Here is an 18,851-nt window from a genome sequence, read left to right as displayed (position 1 = left end):
GCGTACGGGGTCCATGCCGGGCCGCTGCCGCTCCCGGCGGGTTTCGCCGCGACCGCTTCACCACGGGGCTCGACAGATGATCCAGCGCATGTCGCTGATTTCGGCGTATATCGCACTCGGCTGCGCCGCAACGGTGCTGCCGGTCCTGATCAGCATCTATATCGCGAACGAAGACGTCACACGCCGCGAGCAGCGAGATTTGCGCCAATACGCGGAAAAGGCCGTGATGCGCACGGAACTCGTCACGTATCAGGGTTTTGCGGCGATCGCTGACCTGCAGGCCGAGCACGGCGCGCCGTGTTCGCCGGAATACCTGGAGCGCGCCGCCCATGTGATTTTCAACTACCGCTACATCCGGGACGCAGGTGCGTACGGCGACGGGCGCTATCTTTGCTCGCCGCTGTTCGGCGACGTTCGGACGCAGAATGTCGAACTGCCGCCGCCGCGCTGGCGAAGCAACGACGGCTACCTGGTCTGGTTCCAGCAAAAGAATCCGCTCAGCGACGTGCGCGAGGACATACAGATCGGGCGCAACGGCGAGTACGTGTCAATCGATCCGCAGTCATACGTCGATGTGATGGATCCGGAGGGAAGGCCCATCGCCACGATCAACACCGGCCTGAACTCGATCGTCGCGCTGTCGACGGGCGCGGACCCCGACGAGATGCTCCATGCATGGAAGCGGGCGGGGCGCGTCGATAGCGATGAATGGAACTACGCGGTCGCACGTTCGGCGACGCGCGCGCTTGGCGTCGTCGTCAAGGGCCGGCGCACCAGCCTGCTGAGAGACTGGCCCGGCCTGCTGGCGACGTGGCTGTCGATAGGCGTCGCGATGGGCGCCGGGTTCGGCTGGTTCGCGTTCAAACGGATCTCGCGACAGGTGTCGTTCCGGGCATCGCTCGAATGGGCGATCTCGCGCAAAATCATCGACGTCGCCTATCAACCGATCGTGAGTCTCGCGACCAACGAATGCGTCGGTGTCGAAGCGCTGGCCAGATGGAATCTGAACGGACGCGAGATCTCGCCGCATATTTTCATTGGGTTGGCCGAGCAGCATGGCCTGATCCAGTCGTTGACCGACCTCGTGCTCGATAAAGCGCTCCACGACCTGACAGAGCTATTGCGTTCGCGGCCGTGGTTCTACGTGTCGGTCAACGTGAGCGGCGAGGATCTGCGCACGCCGCGCTTTCTTAACCTGATCACCGCGAGGCTCGCCGGAACCGGCCTGCGTCCCGCGCAGATCAGGATCGAAGCGACCGAGCGCAGTTGCCTGAACGCCGATGCGACCCGGCAGACGATCGCGGCCTTCCGAAGCGCCGGCCACCCGGTCTATATCGACGATTTCGGCACCGGCTATTCGAGCCTCGCCTATTTGCAGACTTTCATGATCGACGCTCTGAAGATCGACAAATCGTTCGTCGACACGATCGCCCGGGATGCGGCGTCGAGCATCGTTGCGCCGCATATCATCGACATGGCGCACGAATTGGGGGTGGAAGTCGTGGCGGAGGGAATCGAGCGCGACGAGCAGGTTGAGTATCTGCTGCGCCGAGGCGTTCAGTACGGACAGGGCTGGCTGTTCGCGAAGGCCATGCGCCGCGAGGAGCTGGTCGCGTGGCTGGAGGCGCGCCGCGCGTCGCACGCGCCGGCGCAGCCCGCGATCCAGTAGTTCGGCGCCCGGCCGTGCCGGGCGTGATGCGCTTACTGCTTGACGCCTTCGGCCTGGATATGCAGCGTGGTCTTCATGTTGAAGCCGTACGCCTTGCCGAAATCGATGCCGAAATCGTCGCGATTGAACGTCGCGACCGATTCGGTGCCGCACACTTCGCGCTTCAGCATCGGGTGCTGGATGCACTTGAACGATTCGATCTTCAGGTTGACCGGTTTCGTGACGCCGTGCAGCGTCAGCGTGCCGATCACTTCGACCGGCTTGTCGCCGTCGAAGCGGATCTGCGTGCCCTTGTAGGTCGCGGTCGGGAACTTCGCGGTGTCGAAGAACTTGTCGCCGACCAGTTCCTCGTTGAGCTTGTCGTTGCCGATGCCGACCGAGGTCAGGTCGATTGTCGCCTCGACCGTGCCGGTCTTCGCCGCGCGATCGAGCACGACGGTACCGCTGCTTTTCTGGAACTTGCCGCGCCAGATCGACAGGCCGCCGAAGTGGTCGGTCTCGAAGCTCGGCGACGTGTGCGTCGGATCGAGCAGGTAGGTTTCGGCGGCGGCCATCGCGTTGAACGAGCATGCAGCGGCGAGCGCGCCGGCGGCGAGCAGGAAGGATTGCTTCAAGTTGGACTCCAGAGGTCGAAGGGTAAGGCGGTGCTGCGGCGTGGTGGGTTATTTCTTCGCCGCGACCAGATGAAATTTGATGACGACTTCGTCGGCGACCACCGACGTGTCTTTCCATTCGCCGGTGCCGACGTCGAACTGCGTGCGCTTGATCGGCAGCGAGCCGTCGAAAGTTTGCGTGGCGCCCTGGCTCGCGATCACGACCGGCACGACGACCGTTTGCGATTTGCCTTTGATCGTCAGCTTGCCGGTCACCTTGTACTGGTTGCCGCCGGCCGGCGCGATCGAGCTCGACACGAAGGTCGCGCTCGGGAAGGCGCCGCTGTCGAACCATTCCTTGCCTTGCGCCTGCTTGTTGTAGTCGTCGGCGCCGAGGTCGTAGCTCGCGGTGTCGATCGACACGTTCGCGCTGCCCGCAGCCGGCTTCGCCGGATCGAAATTCAGTTGCGCGGAGAACTTCCTGAACTTGCCGTCGACGGGCACGTTCATCTGTTTGGTCGTGGCGATGACGCTGCTTTTCGCGAGGTCGACGTCGGCGTGCGCGAGGTTCGCGCCGAGCAGCGCAAGCACCGCCAAAGAAGCGAGCGTCGCGCGACGAGTGGAGAGATAAAAAGGTGTCTTCATGATGGTACGCATCCTATCCGAGCTTCGCGGCCTGATTGCACACCGCGAGGAATTTGATTGCCAACCAGTCGTAACCAATCGACAGGAGTTGTGACTTTCTTCAAGCCGTCATATCGTTATGCGCGGGTCTTCAGAAACGGCACCATGCGCGCGAGCAATCCGTCGCGATCGATGAACTGATGCTTGAGCGCCGCAAGCACGTGCATGATCACGAGCGCGAGCAGCGCGTAATTGAGCAGCACGTGCACCGTGCGCAGCGCGGCCTTCAGCGCGTGGTCGGGACCGATGATCGTCGGCAGCGGCACGATGCCCAGATACACGACCTGAATGCCGGCCGCCGAGCTGTAGAAGTAGCCGGACATCGGAATCGCGAGCATCAGCAGATACAGCAGACCGTGCACCAGATGCGCGGCGGCCTTCTCCCACGCGGGCGTCGCGGCATCGAGCGCGGGCGCGCGATGCGTCGCGCGCCACAGCACCCGCAGCAGCGCCAGCGCGAACACGGTCACGCCAATCCATTTGTGCCACGAGAAGTACTTGAGCTTCGTCGGCGTGAAGCCGGGGATATCGGTCATGATCCAGCCGATGTAGAAGCCGCAGATCATCAGCGCGGCGACCAGCCAGTGCAGTGCGATCGCCGCGCCGTGGTAGCGCGTGGGAGCGCAAGCGTGTGTTTGCATCGTGTTCTATCCGTTGCTCGCGAGCAGCCGCGTGAGAATGCGGATAGTAGGGATGCCCATTCAAACTGAATAGGCGGGTGGGCGGGAACAGATCGTTGTTGCGGTGATGTTAATCGTGTCGAGAGGTATGCGCGCTGAAAGGTCCGCGCATGAAGGCACGCACACTGCTATGGAGCGCTCGCCGTGGTACCGCTGTGGTAATTTGTTGCCCCGAACAACAGGTTGCGCGCTTTGCGCAGCCACCGACATAACCCATTATCCGGGCGTCAAGCCGTGAATTCCATTTTTCTTTCCTGGAGTATTGCCGCGTTCGCCACCGCCGGCGTGATCATACGGCCGTTCAAATGGCCCGAAGCCGTGTGGGCCGTCGCCGGCGCGGTGCTGCTCGTCGCCCTCGGCCTATTGCCCTTGCATCTCGCGGTCGAAGCGATCGGCAAGGGCACCGACGTCTATCTGTTCCTGTTCGGCATGATGCTGCTATCCGAAGTCGGCCGCCGCGAAGGACTGTTCGACTGGGTCGCGGTGCTCGCTGTCAATCATGCGCGCAGTTCGCCGCGCAAGCTGTTCGTGCTCGTGTATCTGTTCGGCGTGGTGATCACCGCGTTTCTTTCCAACGACGCCACCGCCGTCGTGCTGACGCCCGCCGTGTTCGCGGCGGCGAAGAAAGCGAAGACACCGCCGCTGCCGCTGCTGTTCGTCTGCGCGTTCGTCGCCAATGCGGCGAGCTTCGTGCTGCCGATTTCGAATCCGGCCAACATCGTGCTGTACGGCAATCACACGCCGCCGCTGGGACCGTGGATGCTGCGCTTCACGCTGCCGTCGGTGCTGTCGATCGCCGCGACCTTCGTGATGCTGCGCTGGACGCAACGCGAGGCGCTCGCTGGCGTCTGCGAGGCAAATCTCGACGCGATCGAGCTCTCGGCGAGCGGGCGCGTCGCGCTCGCGGGCATCGCGGTGACGGCCGGCGCGCTGCTGACGGTCTCCGCCTACGACATCCAGCTCGGCCTGCCGACCGCGATCCTCGGCACGCTGACCGCGCTCGTCGTGCTGATCAAGGAGCGCAGATCGCCGCTGCCGATGATGCGCGAAATTTCGTGGAACGTGTTGCCGCTCGTCGCCGGGCTGTTCGTGCTGGTCGAGATGCTCGATCACACCGGTGTGATCAACCTGTTCGCGGGTGCGTTGCGCCGCGCGACCGAACACAACGAAATGGAAGCGGCCGGGTGGGCCGGCGCGAGCATCGCGTTCCTCAGCAATCTGATCAACAACCTGCCGGCCGGCTTGATCGCGAGTTCGACCGTGATGCAGGCGCATAGCCCCGAGCGCGTGATCGACGCGCTGTTGATCGGCGTCGACCTCGGGCCGAACCTATCGATCACCGGCTCGCTCGCGACGATCCTGTGGCTCAACGCGATTCGCCGCGAAGGCGAAGACGTCAGCTTCATGAAGTTTCTGAAAGTCGGCGCGCTGGTGATGGTGCCCGCGCTCGTGCTGGCGCTTGGGGCGCGGATATTAATTGGCTGAACGGATGCCGGACCCGCCCGCCATCAGCGGGCTTGTGCAGGAACCGACGCGCGTCGCGCCGGCGAGTTGGTCCAGTCGCGCGCCGACCGAGCGCAGCCTTGCTTCGAGGTGGGCGACGCGCTGGCGTTGCGCGGGCACCATCGACGAACGGTTCAACGCATGCAGCCGACGATGCCAGTACGACAACGGAAAACGGTCGCGCCCAGAAAGTGCGTTGAAAACGACTTCGAGGTGGGCGATTTCCTTGTCGATATCTTGGTAGCTCATCACAAAGGTCCAGGAAAGAAGGTGGGAAAAGGGGCGCGCGAACCTGACAGGGATCGCAAGGTCCGTTCCATCCCGCCTATATGTAGTCACTATCAGCCGTGCCGGCGCAGAGCGCCACATCGGGCGCGCGCCTGGCGCGGTGCGCGATGGTAAGAAGCGGCAAACTCCATGCAAGCTTTACGCGGCGCTCCACCTTTCAACGGGACAACGGGAATTCACCAGGCGTGCCCGCGAGGCGCGTGTCCTATGCTGAGTCAACGGCGTGGGTCGGTCTCGGGGGCGATCGAAACCGCCCGCGCGACGGCCCGGCGCGCGCTTTCAACGCGGCGCGATCACGAGCGGTTGCGCATAGCTGACCGTCGGCGCGGGCACCACCGCATAGTTGGGCGCGGGCGGCACGACCACGGCAGCGGCGGCCGTCGTGCTGGCCGGCTGCCAGGGCGGCGCCGCGACGATGGTCGCGGCCGCCACAGGCACGGCGACAGGCGGTGCCGATACGTACACGGGATTGACCGGCACCGGGTAGTAGACCGGCCGCGGCGGCGGCGCGTAGACCACGGCGGCGGGCAGATACACCACGACTCTCGCGTAGGCAGCGGAAGAACAGGCGAGACCGATAGCGGTGAAAGTCGAGGCGCAGGCGAGACGGATAGTCATTTGGGACTCCTGATACGTGAATGCCGACGAACGGCAGACGGAACGATACGCAGCAGGCCCGCAAAACGAAACCGCGAACTCATTTCGTTCGATGTCACGCTGCAGCGGCACCCGGTGCCGTGACATGATTCGACATGATTCTCGAATTGCGATCGCGCGGCGTCTGACCAACAATTCGGCCTGTCATCGAAACGGCTCGCGGCACCCAGGCAGGCGACGGTCGATGTTCCAACCGAAGGAGTCAGTCATGAAGAAGTTGCTCGCCACCGTGCTGCTGTGCTGCTGCGCGTCCACCGTCGCGTTCGCTCAGGCCGCCGCGCCGCAAGGTATCAGCCAGCAGCGGATGGAGCGCATGGAGCAGCAGTTGCAAACGCGTTTTTCAAGCGCGAACACCACCCACGACGGCAAGCTGACGCGCGACCAGGCAGCGGCCGGCATGCCGCTGCTCGCGCGTCATTTCGACGAGATCGACACGCAGAAGGCCGGCTACATCACGCTCCCGCAGATCGAGGCATTCATGCAGGAACGCGGGGCCGCACACTGAGCGGCTCGGTTATCGAGGAGCTTTCGGATGGAACGCCCCGCCAGGATCATCGTGCTCGACGACGAAGCCGAGTTGCGCAACATGCTGCTGCGCTTTCTGCGCGGTCATGGCTTCGACGTGCGCGCGGCCGAGGACGGCAAGCGCCTGAATCGCTACCTTGAGCGCGAGCCGTTCGACCTGCTGATACTCGATCTGATGATCGGCGAAGAGGACGGCCTCGAGATCTGCGCGAAGCTGCGCGCTCAAGGGCAGACCTTGCCGATCCTGATGTTGACGGCGAAGGGCGATCCGCTCGATCGCGTGACCGGCCTCGAAACCGGCGCCGACGACTACCTCGCGAAACCGTTTCTGCCGCGCGAACTGGTGGCGCGAATCAATGCGTTGCTGCGCCGCCAGAAGATGGCCGCGGGCGACCTCACGCTGACGTCGCAGCGCGTGCGTTTCGGCGACTTCACGCTCGACATCGGCAAGCAGGAGCTGTCGCGCGCGGGCGAGCCGCTCGAGATTCATTCCGCGCAGATGCTGCTGCTGGTCGCGCTCGCGTCGTCGCCGAATCGTGCGGTGAGCCGCGACAACCTCCTCGCGCGTGCGCGAGGGCGCGACCATGACGCGCTCGATCGCAGCATCGACGTACAGGTGCTGCGGCTGAGGCAGATCGTCGAGGACGATCCGTCGAAGCCGCGTTTCATTCGCACCGTCTGGGGCGTCGGCTATATGCTCGTCGCCGATGTCGAATCATGATGCGCTCACTGTCGCGCGCACTGCTGCCGCGCACGCTGCTCGCGCGCAATATTGCGCTGTTGATCGCGCTCGTGATGCTGAGCCAGATCTGCTCGATCGTCGTGCTGCTGCATTACGTGCAGCGGCCACGCGTCGAACGCGCGGCGGCCGTGTTCGCGACCTACGTGACGACGCTCGACAACCTGCTCGCGGCCACTCCACCCGCCTCGCGCGCGGCGCTGACCGCGCGTCTCGACGCGCGCGAGCAGTTGCCGCCCGAAGCGACCGACACACCGCCGCACGATCTGTTGCGGGTGTACAGCACCTATCAGCGCGGCGTTTTCATCGACAGCCTGCAGAAGCATCTGCCCGCCGATATGCCCGTGCGGTGGCAGACCGAGGGCGCGCAGCGGCTGTGGATTCGCATGCATGCGCCGGCTGCCGGGTCCGACCACGCGGCCGGTTCGTTGGCCAGCGCGCCATACTGGATCGCGCTGCCGGTTCCCGAGGACGCGCAGGGCAGCGGCCTCGAAGCGGCGATCTTCCTGTCGTTGGGTCTCGGCGTGCTCGCCGCGCTCGCCGGCTACGCGATCCAGCTGCACCTGAACGAACCGTTGCACGAGCTCACGCAAGCGGCGCGGCGCGTCAGCGCCGGCGACCTGCCCGCGCCGCTGCCCACCGACGGCCCCGCCGAAATCGCCGCCGTGGGCAGCGCTTTCAATCAGATGACGCGCGCGTTACAGGACGCCGAAGCGACGCGCGCGTTGATGCTCGCGGGCATCTCGCACGACATCCGCACGCCGTTGACGAAGCTGCGCCTGTCGATGGCGATGGCAATGCCGCAGGGGGCCGACAGCAGTTTCGTGATCGCCGCCGAATCGTATCTCGATCAGATCGAGACGATTCTGCAGCAGTTCATGGATTACGCGGGCAGCGGCGAGCGCGAGGAAGCGCAGCCCGGCGATCTGAATGCGCTGATCGAACGGCTCGCGGGCGACTTCGCGGGGCTCGGGCACGAGTTCGACCTGTCGCTGGGCAGCTTGCCGGCCGTTCGATATCGGCCGATCAGCATGATGCGGCTGCTGATGAATCTGATGCAGAACGCGATCGTCTACGGCGGCAGCGGGCTTGCGGTGCGCACGTGGGCGACGCAGGACGCGGTCACGGTTGCGGTCGGCGATCGCGGTAAAGGTTTGACGGCGGAGGAGTTGGAGAAGCTGAAGGCGCCGTTCCAGCGCGGCCGCAATGCGCGTGCGCATAGCGGCGGCACGGGGTTGGGGCTGTCGATCGTCGATCGGATCGCGCGGCTGCACGGCGGCGGCCTGCAGTTTCATCCGCGCGACGGCGGCGGCCTCGAAGTGTGGGTCGTATTGCCGGTCGAGGCGGCATGATGGGATGAGGCGGTGGCGTTCTTGCCGCTCACTCGCGATCGAGCCACGCGTCGAGCCCGACCCGAAACGCGACGCCTGCGATGACCGGCACGGTCAGCATCAGGATGATGCCGAAGTTCGGGATCTCGTCGCCGTACATGATCGGGTTGTACAGCACGACGCCCGACACGATCGTGAACATCACGACGCCAATGGCGACCATCAGGAGATTGCGCACGGACATGGACAGCGTCTTGCGTTTCGGCTTGTCCGTCGTGTCGTGAGCGCCGGGTGCTTCGTCGTGTTGGGCAGGCATGATGGTTCTCGTGGCAAAAAATGCGGCATCGGAAGCGGGTGCGGCGGGCACCGCGCCCGGCATCATACCCGCACCCGCGCGGCTGATGCAGATCGGGGCTGCGCCGTTGCGGTACTCATCCTTACCAACAATATATGCCATTCCAGGCCGCGATTTCAGGCGTCGGCAGTCGACCCCGCCGGAGGCGCCGAATCCGCGCGAGACGCCGATGCAAGCGCGCAACCGCTCTGGCCGAGCTCGTCGAGAATCGCGCTCATCAAGCCCGTGCGGCGCCATTGCAGCCACCTGATGTAGCACGTCTGCGACGGCGGAAACGTGCCGGGCAGCCGATGCCATTTCTCGTTGCGCGTGACGACCCACAGAATCGCGTCCAGGATCTCGCGCGGAGGACGCGCGGGCCGGCCCAGACGTTTCTTCGGGTCCTGCTTGAACAGATGACTGATGCGCGCCCAGGCGTCATCGGAAAGAGGAAGATCTAGCATGCCGCGAACACCTGACTGACCGGTTTATGTCGATCTTACGGTTTGGGCGGTTCCTTCTAATTCCGGATTTACGCGGGGTTTGGTCCGCTGAACCGCGGATTGCTTCGCGTCCGATGATGCTAGCGTTGCTTTTCAAACCTTCATCTGCGACGCGCCGGGGATTACCGCGACCACGTTGAAGGAGCTGACGCTGCTCTCCCTCATAGCATCTAGGACGCCGCTTCGGTGTGGTCGAGCCATTGCGCGAACTCGTGTCGCAACTGCGCAATATCGAGCGGCTTGCCGAGTAGCCGTGCACCCGGAATCGCCGCCCCGATCTCCGCGCTGCGACCGTACCCCGACACCAGCAGCACGCGTATCTCCGGCTGCACTTGCCGCACCGCGCGCGCGAGTTCGTGGCCGGACATGCCGGGCAGCGTGAGGTCGGTCAACAGTACGTCGTAGCGTTGCGTGTTCGCGAGCGGCAACGCTGCTTCCGCGCTCGCGACCGCGGTGCAAGCGAGGCCTAACGCGCCGAGCAGTTCGCCGAGCGCCTCGCGCGATTCGGTGTCGTCCTCGACGAACAGCACGCGCGCGGCTTCGTGGGCCGCACGCGGCTGGATCGGCTTGTGCGGCTTTTTCTTCGGCTCTTTGTTCGACGCTTTCCGCGGGCCCTTCGCAGTGGCGCACGTGTTGGCGCTTTCGTACGCGGCGGGCGGCACGCATGCGGCGATACGCGCTTCGCGCATCCCGGCCGCGAGGTCCGCGCGCGCGGCGCCCGCGCGTAGAACGTTACGCACCAGACGGGCAAGATCGTCGCGCCGGTACGGCTTCGACAGCAGCGTGATACCGGCGTCGAGCTTGCCGTGGTGGACGATTTCGTCGCGCGTATAGCCCGACGTGAACAGCGTAGGCAGCGGTGGCGTGCGCGCGGCCGCGCGTTGCGCGAGCTCGACGCTCTTCAGCTTGCCGGGCATCACGACGTCGGTGAACAGCAGATCGATCGGCATGTCGCTGTCGATGAATTCGAGCGCCGCGTCGCCGTTCGACGCGGTCAGCACCTTGTAGCCGAGCTGCGCGAGCATTTCGACCGCGGTCAGCCGCACGTCGGCATCGTCCTCGACGACGAGTATCGTTTCGCCGCCGCCGACCGGTGCCGCGGTGCCATCGACGGTCTCCGGCGTCTCCGCCTCGCAGCAGCGCGGAAAGAACAGCGACACCGTGGTGCCGTGTCCCACTTCGCTTTCTATCGACACATGCCCGCCGCTTTGCCGCGCGAAGCCGAACACCATGGACAGGCCAAGGCCGGTGCCGTGGCCGTCGGGTTTGGTCGTGAAGAACGGCTCGAACACGCGTTGCAGCACTTCGGGCGGCATGCCCGAGCCGGTGTCGGCAACCGAGAACTCCACGTATTCGCCGGGCGACAACTCCGGCTTGCCGCGGCAGAACGCGGCGTCGAGCGTGCGGTTGGTCGCGCGCACGGTCAGCACGCCGTCGGCGCGCATCGCGTCGCGCGCATTGATCGCGAGATTGAGCAGCGCGTTTTCGAGTTGGTTGCGGTCGACCTGCACGTTCCACAGATCGTCGCTGAGCACCGTGTCGATCCGCACCGTTTCGCCGAGCGCGCGATGCAGCATCTCGCTCATGCCGGTCAGCAGGCGGCGCGGATTCAGCACGGTCGGCGACAGCGGCTGACGCCGCGCGAACGCGAGCAGATGTGCGGCTAGCTTCGCGCCGCGTTTGACGGCATCGGTCGCGGCGGATAGACGCCGCTGCGCGACCGGGTCGTCGTTGGCGTCGGCGGCGAGCATCTGCAGATTGCCGTTGATCACCTGCAGTACGTTGTTGAAGTCGTGCGCGACGCCGCCCGTCAGGCTGCCGATCGCTTCCATCTTCTGCGCCTGGCGCAGCTGTTCCTCGGCGAGCGTGCGCGCCGCGATCGAATCGGCGACGCGCTGCTCGAGCGTTTCGGTCAACTGAAGAAGCTGCTGTTCGGCGATCTTGCGATCGTGAATGTCGATCAGCACGCCCGGAAAGCGCGTCGGTTCGCCGTGTTCATCGAACTGGCAGCGGCCGTTCGCCTGTACCCACATATAGCCGCCGTCAGGCCGCCGGATTCGGTACTCGGCGCGAAACGGCTCGCCGCTGCGGATCGCTTCGGCGGTCAGGCGGTCGTTGAGCGCCTGGTCGTCGGGGTGGATCATCAGCGTCACGGCATCGCGCGCGACGCCCTTCGACGCTTTGTCGCGCGCAAACAGGAAGGTCCGCGCGAAGCGTTCGTCGCCCGTGACCTCGCCGGTGCGCACGTCGAGCACCCAGGTGCCGAGCACCGCGCCGGTGTTCAGCGCGAGCTGCAGGCGTTCGTTGGTCTCGTGCAATTCGGTTTCGGCTTGCTGGCGCATCCGCTCGGTCAGCACGCGCCCGGTGGTCTCGACGACCATCGCGAGCACGCCGGCCGGCGCGCCGCCGTCGCCCGCGACCGGGCTGTAGTACAGATCCATCCACACGTCTTCCGGCTTGCCGTCGCGCAGCAGCATGAGCGCCTTGTCGCGATACGACAGCGAGCCGCCCGCGAGGCAGGTGACCATCACGTGATGGTTGAAATCGGCGACTTCGGGCCAGCCGTCTTCGACCGGACGGCCGAGCAGATACGGATGCCGCCCGCCCGCGAAGACCGCATAGGCGTCGTTATAGATCATGTAGCCGGGCTCGCCCCACAACAGCACGAGCGGCACCGGCGAGGCGAGCATCATCTGGACCGTCGAGGTCAGACTGCGCTGCCAGTTTTCGATCGCGCCGAGGGTGGTGGCGCGCCAGTCGAATTCGCTGATGCGTCGCGCCATCTCGCCGCGCCAGCCAGCGCAGCCGCAGTCTTGTGCCGGAAAAGGCATGCAGCGCTCCACGTGAAATCACGTCGAAAATGATTGGCTCTTGACCGAAGCTTCGAGGGTTCGCGCGCGTTGCGCAGCCTCGCGAACCCCAAATATTGTAGGGCACAACGCCTTATCGGTGATGCATCGCAGACGCTATTCGGGGTTTTGCCGGGTAAGCACCCGTGTCCGAAACCGTACCAATTTGGCACCTCGTTCGATGCGCGGGCGACATTTACCGCGAGGCCCGTTTGCTGCGCGGCGAAAGCGGCAGAAGCGCCCGCATTTCCGGCGTGGCTCAGGTGCGAATCGTGCTGCCGTCCCCGATTCCTGCGCGAGCTTCGAACGTCAATGGAACGCACCGTACGATGGCGAAGGAAAACATCACACGATATCCACTCCCCAAACCCGCCGTCGAGCTCGTGAGCAGCCACGAGGCCGGCTATCTCGAGCATGGCCGGCGCTATGCAATGGAGTGCGAACGAAAGTGAGAGCGGGGGCGACGAGGCTTGCGATTCATCGAATGCAAGCCGCGACCTCACCCAACGAGTGCGTCCGTCAGTTGGACAGCGACAGATACTGCGACGTCAACGGCACCGGCGGGAACGGCTGCAAGCCGGTCTGCTTGTTGAAGCTGTAGCGCACGTACACGGCCGCGAGCCACTCGCGATATTCATAGGCATTGCCGAGCGACGCGGTCGCCCCGACCGCGAGCTGCGGCGCGAGCTGATATTCACCGACGCCGCTGATCGAATACGACACGCCGGTCTTGCTCTGACCCGGGTAGACGGCGGTCAGACCGTTGCCGAGGGATTGCGCGGCGGCCGCCGCGTCGCCTTGCCGCGTCGAGCCGTCGTTCAGCGGGAAGTAGTTCGACGCATCCTCGCGATAATGCTGCACGCCGATCGACCCCTTCACGTCATATGTAAACAGGCCCGCGCGGCCCGACCATTCGACCGGCAGATTCAGGATCACGTACTGCTGCGGACTGAAGTAGCCGCCCTGGCCGTAAGTGAAGTACGACAGATTGCGGTTGTATCCCATGATCGTCGTGTTCACGCCGACCGTCAGCGTCTGGTCGGCGTCTTTCAGCAGACGCGTGTAGACGCCGCCGCCGCCCTTGATCGCGTTGTTGCTCGGCACGTTGGTGCCCATGTAGTGCTGATACGACGCGTTCACGTACAGGCCGCTCGTGCCGTCGTCCCAGCTGAGGCTGGCAAGCGCGCCGTTCGACGTGACGCCGCCCCATTCGAGGCCGGCGGCCGCATCGCGCGCGCCCGCGTACGACAGCAGGCTGTCCGTCACCGCGCGTCGCGCGACCGCGATCGAGTACGAGACCTTGTCGGTGATGCCGCCGTTGTATTGCGCGCCACCGACGATGTTGGTCTCGCGCAAGCCGATCGGCGTCACGCCGATATCGCCGCTGATGCTGCGACTGTCATAGCCGACGGACAGGCCCACACCGCTCGCGGTCTGGCTGCCGTAGTTGTTGGTGCCGTTCTGCGCCGCCGATTTCGACGACGCGCTCGAAAGCCCCGCGCCGAAGCGCGCGAGCGTCGACGTGCTGTTCGACGCGGTGCCTGCGTCGAGCGTGACCGGGGTCGCGGTCACGACCACGTGACCGTTGCCCGCCTTGATACGCCCCTGAATCGGCGCCTCGATGTCGGTGAGCGACGACAGTCCGTCCTCGCCGACGCGATTGCGGAAGATCAGGCCGCCCGACACGGTGCTCGACTGCTCGCGATTGACCTGCGCAAGCTCCTCGGCGACGCCGAGCGTCTGCGCGTTCGCGACGTTCGACTGCGGGTTGTTCTGCGCGTTGCTGCCGGGCGGGTAGTACGGCTGCGCGTAGCCGGCCGGCGGTTGCGGAATGTACGGCTGCTGCGAGTAGTAGCCCTGGTTCGGGTAAGGCTGCTGTTGATAGGGCTGTTGCGGCGGGTACGGCTGATACGGCTGATACGGCTGCGCGTAGCCCTGCTGCTGCGGATACGGCGGCGGCGGCTGCGCGTAGACCGGCGCGGGTTGGCTCGTTTTCGCCGTGCTCTTCTTGGCGCTCTTCTGCGTGCTCGTGCGTGTCGATCCGTACGGCAGCGCCGTCGTCGACGCGGCGTTGGCCTGCGCTTGGCGCGCGGCCGGCGACATAGGCCACGGTGTGGCCGCATAGCCGTCCTGCGCGCCGTAGGGCTGCTGCCCGTATGCCGGTTGCCCGTACGCCGGTTGCTGCGGATACGCTTGCTGCTGCGGGTAAGGCTGTGGCTGCGGATACGCTTGCTGCTGCGGGTAAGGCTGTGGCTGCGGATACGCTTGCTGCTGCGGGTAAGGCTGTGGCTGCGGATACGCTTGCTGCTGCGCATAGGGCTGCTGCTGCGCATAGCCCGCGTCGTACTGCTGCCGCGGCATCGGCTGCCCGGCGGGCGCCTGACCTTGCCCCGGATAAGGCTGCAACGGCGCGCCCGACTGGCTCGATCCGTTGGATTCCTGTCCGTAGCCGCCGACCTCGGCGGCGGAGCGGGGCGCTCCGTACGGTGCGGCGACCGGCGCGGGCTGTGCGGCAGGCGCGTTATAAGGCGTCGCGGCGGGCGCCGTATAGGGCGCGACATACGGCGCGGGCTGAAGGGGCGGCGGATAGTTCGGCACGGTCTGCGTCGGCGAGGAAGACTGCGTATTCAGGAACGGAAGCGCGGGACGCGCGGCATTGCCGGCGTCGCCCGAAGGGACGATCGCCGTTTTGCCTTCGAATGGATTGGTGCCCGGCAGCGGCGTCGCGCCGATCTGGCCCATCGCCGCTTCCCAGCCGCGCGGCACGTTGGTGCCTGCGTTGCGGGGCGCGTTCGCCGCCAGCGGCGTATTGGCCGCGACCAGCGAGCGTTGCAGATAGGTCGACGCGAGCGACAGCTTGCCCTGGGCGCGATACATGCGCCCCACGGTCGCGAGCACGCCCGGGTCGTTGGGCGCGAGGGCGAGCGCCTGGTTCGCGAGCGTTTCGGCGTAGCTGAACTGCTTCGCGCCGGCCGCGGCCGAGATCGCCGCCTGCAGCAGATTCAGATCGTCGGGGCGGCGCTGCAGCGCGACACGGAAGCTCGTGAGCGCGTTGCGGTCGTCGCCCGCACTCGCATACATGCGGCCGAGCGCGGCCTGCAGGTCGGGGTTGTCGGGCATCGCGGCGAGCCACGGGGCGATCACCTCGTAGGCGCTCGCGAGATCGCCGCGCAGGCGTACCGCGTCGGCTTGTCGGATGACGATGCCGAGATTCAGGTTGTTGAAGTCAGTGCGCTGCTGCGGCGTCAGTTGCATGCCTTGCAACTGGCGCATCACGGCGCCGAGCTCGGCATGCTGGTTGGCCGCGGACAGAATGCTCGCGTATTGCAGCAGCAGATCGGTGTTGCCGGGCGCCGCGCTCATCGCGCCGCGCACGAGTGCGAGCGCGCGGGCCGGGTCGCCGGCCTGCTGGTACGCGCCGGCGATCACGCCGATCAATTCGGGGTTGTTGCCGGCCACCGGCTCGGCGGCGCGCAACATCGCGATGGCCTGCTGCGTCTGGCCGTTGTTCGCCATGCGCGTCGCGAGGTCGGCCTGCCGATGCACCCACAGCCGATGCTGCAACGTCGTCATCGCATCGGTGCGCTGCGCGGGCGCAATACGGTCGAGCTGCGCGAGACCGGTCGACCAGTCCTGCGTTTCCGCCGACAGCAGCGCGCTCGCGTACAGCGCATCGGTCATGTCCGGATGCGCGGCGAGCAGACCGTCCATCATGCTGCGCGCATTCGCGACCGCGCCCTGGCGCACGTAGATGCGCGCGAGGTCGAGCCGCAGCCACGGATCGTCGGGCTTGTTCAGCAGCGCGTCTTCGAACAGGCTGCGCGCGCTGCCGAGATCGCCGCGCGCTTCGGCCGCGCGCGCCTGCGCTGCCTGCGCGTCGCCGCGCAAACGGTCGATGCCGCCGACCTTCGCCTGTTGCTGCGCGTTCAGCTGATTGGCGAACTGCAGCGCCTCGTCGGCACGGCCCTGCGCGGCGAGCGCACCGACGAGGCCGCGAATCGCGTCCGGGTTGTCGGCCTGGCGGCGCAGTGCCATCCGGTATGCCTGCTCGGCGCCGGCCGGGTCGCCGGTCGTGAGCAGCATTTCACCGAGCTGCACCTGGGCGGTCACGTCGGACGGATTCAGCGCGATCGCGCGCTCGAACAGTGCCTTCGCCTTCGCGAACTCGCCATTGCTGCGCGCGCCGATCGCTTCGCTCGTGTAGGTCCAGTAGGTCGCGCTGTCGAGCGCGGTTTTCCAGCGCGCCGGATTCGGTCCGCGCGAGGCACGCTCGAGGTAGTTGCGCGCCTCGGCGAAACGCTCCTGCTTCAGCGCGGCGATGCCCATGCCGCCGAGCGCGTCGGTATCGTTAGGACTGTTCGCGAGTACCGACGTGAACCTGGCGCGCGCGCTCACGATGTCGTCGCGGTCGAGCGCGGCGAAGCCGTCGGCGATCACGCGGCCGCGCGCGTCGGCGGCGGCGTTTTCCTGCGCGCGGGCGCGCGCCGCGCTGTCCTGCTGCACCATCGATTCGAAGCGCGCCTTCACGGCGGCATCTTCACCAGCGGTCTGGAAGTACGACTCGTACAGCGCGGCGTCCGAGGGCCGCGCGTCGAGCCACAGCAGCGCCTGGCGCCAGCTCTTTTTCGCCGCCGCGCCGACCGAGGTGTCGCCCGCGAGCTTTTGCAGCCGCGCGATACCGTCGCGCCGCGTAACGTCGCGATAGGTCAGATGCTGCGCGTACGCGAGTGCGAAACGCGGGTCGTTGGGGTTGTCGTGGACGAGCTGTTCGAGGCCGCGGCGTGCTTCGTCCCAGCCTTGCGGCGTCGCCGACAGCGCCTGGTAATACTCGAGCTGCAACTGGGGCGTGGCGGGCTTGCCGGCCAGCGCGCGCTGATACTCCTGCGCCGCGCTCGCGCTCTGACCGGCTTGCGCGAGCCGGCGCGCCTCGCTGATGGTCTGGTCGCGCGAGCTCGTTTCGCCAAGGCGGCGGCCGAGCTCATCGAGATTCGGATAATTCGGCGCGGCCGCCTTCAGCCGCGCGAGGTACTGCTGCGCGCCGGCGCCGTCCTTGCGGTCGGCCAGCACCATGCCCATGCCGAACAGGGCGTCGGGCTGCTTCGGATCGATGCTGAGCACCTTCTGCCAGGCCTGCTCGGCGAGGTCGCCGCGCTGATGCGACTGCCAGTACTTGCCCTGATCGATCAGCACTGTCAGCGGATCCTTGCTCGCCTGCGCGAGCGCATCGGGCGCGGCCGCGGCCGCGCACAAGAGCGCGCCGACGGACAGCGCGATATGCAGCGACCCGGCGAGGGCGTTCAATCGCATGCGGTCCTCCAGGCGGGCACGAGACCGCCGGCTTCATCGAAGCGATAGCGGCCATCGATGAACCCCGTGCCGAACAGACCCAACACACGATCGTAGTACACCGGTTCACGGCCCGGAACGTTCGCGTCGAGCGCGGCGAGCCGCGTGCGCGCGAGGCCGAGTCCGTGCTCGTCGCCCAGTGTCTTGAAGTACGGCGCGAGCGCGCCCCAATAGCTGAGCGGGCCTTCGCCGCTCGCCGCGCCGGTGGTCGACGACACCTTCTCCGGCGGGAAGCCGTTCTGCGCGACCTTCGCGCGCATGCCGCCGAGCGCGCCGAGCCACGGCTTCGCGAGCGGATCGGCGGGCGAAGCGAGGCCGGCCCACAGATAGACGCGGATCGCATCGTAGCTGCCGACGTCGCCGTTCTTCGGATCGACGACGAACCGACCGTTCTGCCACGCCGCCCAGTCAGGCGCGAAGCCTTGCGGCGACACGGTTTTGACGAACTGATAAGCGTTGTCGGCGAGCTTGGCCCACGGGCCGTCCGGCACCTCGTGCGCGAGCGCGCGCAACACCGGCAGCGGCAGATAGCTCGGATTCAGACGCGTGACGTTGCCGTTCCTGAAGCCCTGCGCCCCCGGCAGCAGCATCGGCCCGAGGCCGGATAGATTCGCGACTTCGTCGTGCGCGATGCGCTCGGCGAGTGCCTGGCCCAGTTGCGTGTAGGCGGGGTTGTGCCACAGGCGGCCCGCCTGCAGCAGATCGTAGGCGATCCAGAGGTCGGAATCCGACGCCGAATTCGGATCGAGCACGCCGTACGAGCCGTCCGGCTTCTTGCCCCATTGCCATGCGGGCAGCCGCAGGTTCTGGGCGTCGAACTGGTTGCCCGCGAGATTCGCGCGGGTCCAGCCGAGCAGCTTGTCGAAGGTCGCGCGGTCATTGGCGACCAGCGCGAAAAAGAGCGCGTAGGACTGGCCTTCCGAGGTGGTCTGCTGGGCCGGCGTCGAGTAATCGATCACGCGGCCGTCGGCCTGGACGAAGCGTTGCACGAAGCTTTGCCAGGCGCCCCAGTCGCCGCATGCAGCGCCGTTCTGCGCGGCCTGAGCGGCGCCGCTCAAACCCGCCAGACTGGCCGACGCCGTCATGCCGATACCGAGCGCGAGCGCAAAAGAGGTTCTTCTGCTGATCCGAAACCGCATTCGAGTCATAT

15 protein-coding genes are annotated in these 18,851 nt (G+C 66.2%); 5 read left to right on the top strand and 10 right to left on the bottom strand.

The window, feature by feature from the left end:
• The first annotated feature begins 88 nt into the window (after positions 1-88).
• Positions 89-1,669 carry an EAL domain-containing protein gene (locus OKW35_RS44490; RefSeq protein ID WP_429555380.1) on the top strand — a complete coding sequence of 527 codons (1,581 nt, stop codon included), beginning with the start codon at positions 89-91 and terminating at the stop codon, positions 1,667-1,669.
• Positions 1,670-1,701: 32 nt separating this feature from the next.
• Here OKW35_RS44490 and OKW35_RS44485 read toward each other — a convergent pair whose 3' ends face one another.
• From OKW35_RS44485 to OKW35_RS44475, 3 genes are all read right to left on the bottom strand, one after another.
• Positions 1,702-2,283 (bottom strand): YceI family protein, encoded by a 582-nt coding sequence (locus OKW35_RS44485; protein WP_184065285.1) that lies wholly within the window; start codon positions 2,281-2,283, stop codon positions 1,702-1,704.
• 48 nt (positions 2,284-2,331) lie between these two features.
• The gene (locus OKW35_RS44480) at positions 2,332-2,907 is read right to left on the bottom strand and encodes a YceI family protein (RefSeq protein ID WP_090810112.1); all 576 of its coding nucleotides are present in this window, start codon (positions 2,905-2,907) and stop codon (positions 2,332-2,334) included.
• Positions 2,908-3,023: 116 nt separating this feature from the next.
• Positions 3,024-3,587: a cytochrome b gene (locus OKW35_RS44475; RefSeq protein ID WP_429555379.1), complete on the bottom strand. Its 564-nt coding sequence runs from the start codon at positions 3,585-3,587 to the stop codon at positions 3,024-3,026.
• Positions 3,588-3,860: 273 nt separating this feature from the next.
• Here OKW35_RS44475 and OKW35_RS44470 point away from each other — a divergent pair, with 273 nt between their 5' ends.
• Positions 3,861-5,111: an arsenic transporter gene (locus OKW35_RS44470; protein ID WP_429555378.1), complete on the top strand. Its 1,251-nt coding sequence runs from the start codon at positions 3,861-3,863 to the stop codon at positions 5,109-5,111.
• Here OKW35_RS44470 and OKW35_RS44465 read toward each other — a convergent pair.
• Positions 5,100-5,378, bottom strand: a complete 279-nt coding sequence (locus OKW35_RS44465) for a hypothetical protein (protein ID WP_429555377.1) — start codon at positions 5,376-5,378, stop codon at positions 5,100-5,102. The two genes, OKW35_RS44470 and OKW35_RS44465, sit on opposite strands and share 12 nt — an antisense overlap.
• Before the next feature lie 318 nt (positions 5,379-5,696).
• A complete protein-coding gene (locus tag OKW35_RS44460) occupies positions 5,697-6,035 on the bottom strand; it encodes a hypothetical protein (RefSeq protein WP_429555376.1) in 339 nt (112 codons plus the stop codon).
• A gap of 247 nt (positions 6,036-6,282) precedes the next feature.
• On the opposite strand from OKW35_RS44460, the gene OKW35_RS44455 reads away from it, so the two are divergent.
• From OKW35_RS44455 to OKW35_RS44445, 3 genes are read left to right on the top strand one after another with little or no spacing between them, the layout of a single operon-like run.
• Complete coding sequence (locus OKW35_RS44455; protein WP_429555375.1) at positions 6,283-6,579, top strand: EF-hand domain-containing protein; 297 nt, start codon at positions 6,283-6,285, stop codon at positions 6,577-6,579.
• Between the two features lie 27 nt (positions 6,580-6,606).
• Positions 6,607-7,320 carry a response regulator gene (locus OKW35_RS44450; RefSeq protein ID WP_090806371.1) on the top strand — a complete coding sequence of 238 codons (714 nt, stop codon included), beginning with the start codon at positions 6,607-6,609 and terminating at the stop codon, positions 7,318-7,320.
• On the top strand, positions 7,317-8,690 hold the full coding sequence (locus OKW35_RS44445) for an ATP-binding protein (RefSeq protein WP_429354063.1): 1,374 nt from the start codon (positions 7,317-7,319) through the stop codon (positions 8,688-8,690). The genes OKW35_RS44450 and OKW35_RS44445 overlap by 4 nt, the downstream gene beginning before the upstream one ends.
• Before the next feature lie 28 nt (positions 8,691-8,718).
• Here the strand turns inward: OKW35_RS44445 and OKW35_RS44440 are convergent, their stop codons facing one another.
• The 5 genes from OKW35_RS44440 to bcsZ all read right to left on the bottom strand — a co-directional run bounded on the left by OKW35_RS44440 (position 8,719) and on the right by bcsZ (position 18,840).
• Positions 8,719-8,985, bottom strand: a complete 267-nt coding sequence (locus OKW35_RS44440; protein WP_184036397.1) for a hypothetical protein — start codon at positions 8,983-8,985, stop codon at positions 8,719-8,721.
• Positions 8,986-9,140: 155 nt separating this feature from the next.
• On the bottom strand, positions 9,141-9,467 hold the full coding sequence (locus tag OKW35_RS44435) for a transposase (RefSeq protein ID WP_184065265.1): 327 nt from the start codon (positions 9,465-9,467) through the stop codon (positions 9,141-9,143).
• A 209-nt stretch (positions 9,468-9,676) separates the two neighbouring features.
• Complete coding sequence (locus tag OKW35_RS44430) at positions 9,677-12,337, bottom strand: response regulator (RefSeq protein ID WP_429555374.1); 2,661 nt, start codon at positions 12,335-12,337, stop codon at positions 9,677-9,679.
• 537 nt (positions 12,338-12,874) lie between these two features.
• On the bottom strand, positions 12,875-17,662 hold the full coding sequence (locus OKW35_RS44425) for a cellulose synthase subunit BcsC-related outer membrane protein (RefSeq protein ID WP_429555373.1): 4,788 nt from the start codon (positions 17,660-17,662) through the stop codon (positions 12,875-12,877).
• A complete protein-coding gene (gene bcsZ / locus OKW35_RS44420; RefSeq protein WP_184065256.1) occupies positions 17,653-18,840 on the bottom strand; it encodes a cellulose synthase complex periplasmic endoglucanase BcsZ in 1,188 nt (395 codons plus the stop codon). The genes OKW35_RS44425 and bcsZ overlap by 10 nt, the downstream gene beginning before the upstream one ends.
• Positions 18,841-18,851: the final 11 nt, after the last annotated feature.

It is taken from the genome of Paraburkholderia sp. MM5477-R1, from assembly GCF_050436385.1.
GTDB lineage: Bacteria > Pseudomonadota > Gammaproteobacteria > Burkholderiales > Burkholderiaceae > Paraburkholderia > Paraburkholderia tuberum.
Note: the sequence above shows the minus strand (reverse complement) of the source record. Positions and strands in the feature narration are given on the sequence as shown.